Consider the following 3,383-nt stretch of genomic DNA (forward strand, 5'->3'; position numbering starts at 1 on the left):
TGCCAGGGGTGGGGTTGGCGGCGGACGACCCGGTGCCGCTCGGTCCCGGGGCCGGAGTGGTGCCGGGCGAGGGCGTGGGCACGGTGGCCGGAGACAGGCTGCCAGGCGACGGAGACGCGGTCCCCGGTGCCCCCGTCCCCGGAGCGTTCGAGGGAGCCGGCGTGGGCGAGATCTGCGCGCCCGCCGCGCCACCGGTGAGCATCATTGCCACTGCGACGACCCTACCGACTTCTCTGCCCATGCTGTGGTCCGCCTCGTGTGCGCCCGGGCATATCCGGAAGCCCGCGACGACGCAGCATTTCTGTGCACCCATGGGCCCTGTCGGATGTCGGCTTCCGTCCAGTCGGCTCGCGCGGCAAGGCGCGTAGAGGGCGTGACAGTCGCCGACATTCGGTACAGACAAAGCTTGGTGGGCGCGGACAAGGACCGCAGAATCCCGCGCCGGTTTCGACGCCTTCCTTCAAGGAAAACCCCATGGCCTACACCGACCGCGTCAAGCAGATCCTCTCCTGGTACCCCTCCGACAACCCCGGCACGCTGACGAACCTGGCGCGCCTGCTGAACCACGGCACGCTCGCCGGCACGGGCAAGCTGGTCATCCTCCCGGTGGATCAGGGCTTCGAGCACGGCCCCGCGCGCTCCTTCGGTCCGAACCCGGCCGGGTATGATCCGGACTACCACGCGCAGCTGGCCATCGAGTCCGGCTGCAACGCGTACGCGGCGCCGCTGGGCTTCCTGGAAGCCATCGCGGGCAAGCTCGCGGGTGAGATTCCCCTCATCCTGAAGGTGAACAACTCCGACTCGCTGGCCAAGACGGCCGCGCCCATGTCCGCGGTGACGTCGTCCGTGAAGGACGCGGTGCGCCTGGGCTGCGCGGCGGTGGGCTACACCATCTACCCGGGCTCCGCGGCCCGCAACGAGCAGTACGAAGACCTGCGCGACATCATCGCGGAGGCCAAGTCCTACGGCCTGCCCACGGTGCTGTGGGCCTACCCGCGCGGCGCCCTGTCCAAGGAGGGCGAGACGGCCATCGACGTGGTGGCGTACGCGGCGCAGATCTCCGCGCAGATGGGCGCGCACATCATCAAGGTGAAGCCGCCCACGGACTTCCTGGAGCAGGCGGAGGCGAAGAAGGCCTTCGAGAAGGCGAACATCCCCACCAAGACGCTCGCGGACCGCGTGCGCGAGGTGGTGCGCTCCGCGTTCAACGGCAAGCGCATCGTCATCTTCTCCGGTGGCGAGGCGAAGGAGACGGGCGCCCTCATGGAGGACATCCGGCAGATCCACCAGGGTGGCGGCTTCGGCTCCATCATGGGCCGCAACGCCTTCCAGCGTCCGCACGCCGAGTCCATCAAGCTGCTCAAGGACGTGATGAACGTCTTCGCGGGCAAGTAGTCCCCGCGCGCCGTCATCCGTGGCGTGGCGCCCTCCCCGGCCCGGCTCTTCGCCGGACGGGCGCCACGCGGCGGGAGCGTTCCACCGTCAACGCTGGCGGGCCGCCGGGCCCCGGAATGGCCGGCTTCCCCGTGGCGCACCCTGGCCTTCATCCAGGGCCCCGGTTACGGATGGGGGATGAATCACGGACCCAGGACGCCCGGCGATGGCGGCGTGGACGACGCGTCCCCGCCGGAACCGGGCGACACCGACCCTGCGGCCCGGGAGGTCCTGGCCGGGGGCGGTGAGATGGGCGCCCTGATGCGGTCCATGGACTGGTCGAAGACGCCGCTGGGTCCGGTGTCCTCCTGGCCGCAGTCCCTGCGCACGCTCGTCAGCGCATGTCTCCACTCGCGTTTCCCCATGATGGTGTTCTGGGGCCCGCGGCTGGTGAAGCTCTACAACGACGCCTACCGGCCCATGCTGGGCGGCAAGCACCCCTTCGCCATGGGGCGCCCCGGGCAGGAGGTCTGGGCGGAGATCTGGGACGACATCGGCCCGATGATTGAACAGGTCCGCGGCGAGGGCCGCGCCACCCTGGCGGAGAACCAGCGCCTCTTCCTGGAGCGCAACGGCTTCTCCGAGGAGACCTACTTCACCTTCTCCTACAGCCCCGTCCGCGACGAGTCCGGCGCCGTCAACGGCGTGCTGGACACGGCGGTGGAGACCACCAGCCAGGTGCTGGACGCGCGCCGCCTCCGGACGCTGCAGGAGGTGGCCTCGCGCGCGGGCGGGAGCCTCCGGGCCCACGACGCGTGCACCCGGGCCCTGGAGGCGCTCGCCACCAACCCCGCGGACCTCCCGTTCGCGCTGCTCTACCGCATCGACGCGACCGGCTCGCGGGCCTCGCTGGAGGCGCGCATGGGCCTGGAGGGGGACGGCGCCTTCTGTCCCGGCGAGGTGGGCCTGGAGCCGGGCGCGGCGTCCCCCTGGCCCCTGGCGCGGGTGATGCGCTCCGGGCGCGCGGAGCGGGTGGAAGGGCTCGAGGCCCGGTTCGGTCTCCTCCCCCTGCGTGAGGGCGTGCCGCAGCCTGGCTCCGCGCTCGTCCTGCCCGTGGCCCGCTCCGGCGAGTCGAACCCGGCGGGCCTGCTCGTGCTGGGCCTGTCCCCCCGGTTGCCGGCGGATGCCTCGTACCTGTCGTTCCTGGAGCTGGTCGCGGGTGGGTTGGGCGCGGCGATCGCCGGGGCCCGCGCGTACGAGGACGCCCGGCGGCAGGCGGAGGCCCTGGCGGAGTTGGACCGCGCGAAGACGGCCTTCTTCTCCAACATCAGCCACGAGTTCCGCACGCCGCTGACGCTGATGCTGGGGCCGCTGGGGGACGTGCTCACGGATCCGGAGCGGCCCCTGGACCGCCGGCACCGGGAGCGGCTGGGGCTCGTGCTGCGCAACAGCCAGCGGCTGCTCAAGCTGGTCAACAGCCTGCTCGACTTCAGCCGCATGGAAGCCGGGCGCATGCGGGCCACCTTCGAGCCCACGGACCTGGGGCCACTCACGGCGGGGCTCGCGGGCGCGTTCGATTCGCTGGTGAAGAAGGCGGGGCTGCGGCTCCAGGTGGACTGCCCTCCCCTGTCCACCCCCGTGTGGGTGGACCACGATCTCTGGGAGAAGATCGTCCTCAACCTCCTCTCCAACGCCTTCAAGTTCACCTTCGAGGGCACCCTCACCGTCCGGCTCCGCGAGCACGGCGACCGGGTGGAGTTGTCCGTCAGCGACACGGGCACCGGCATCCCCGCGCACGAGCTGCCTCGCATCTTCGAGCGCTTCCACCGGGTGGAGGGCGTGCGGGGCCGCAGCCATGAAGGCAGCGGCATCGGCCTGGCGCTCGTGCGGGAGCTGGTGGAGCTGCACGGCGGTCGCATCACCGCGCGGAGCGTCCCGGATCAGGGCACCACGTTCACGGTGTCCCTTCCCACCGGCACGGCGCACCTCCCGCCCGAGCAGCTGCGCGC

At 71.6% G+C, this 3,383-nt stretch carries 2 protein-coding genes and 1 pseudogene; 2 read left to right on the forward strand and 1 reads right to left on the reverse strand.

Translation table 11 applies throughout. From position 1 onward, the window contains the following. Positions 1–211, reverse strand: a pseudogene (locus tag D7W79_RS44640) (TolC family protein); the annotation flags it as partial. A 263-nt stretch (positions 212–474) separates the two neighbouring features. Here D7W79_RS44640 and D7W79_RS40400 point away from each other — a divergent pair. Further along, entirely contained in the window at positions 475–1,395 is a 921-nt protein-coding gene (locus D7W79_RS40400) for a class I fructose-bisphosphate aldolase (RefSeq protein ID WP_120530525.1), read from the forward strand. Between the two features lie 177 nt (positions 1,396–1,572). Next, positions 1,573–3,383: sensor histidine kinase (locus D7W79_RS40405; RefSeq protein WP_158617174.1), on the forward strand; the 1,811-nt coding region annotated here is incomplete at its 3' end.

It is taken from the genome of Corallococcus exercitus (assembly GCF_003611585.1).
GTDB classification, from domain to species: Bacteria; Myxococcota; Myxococcia; order Myxococcales; family Myxococcaceae; genus Corallococcus; species Corallococcus exercitus.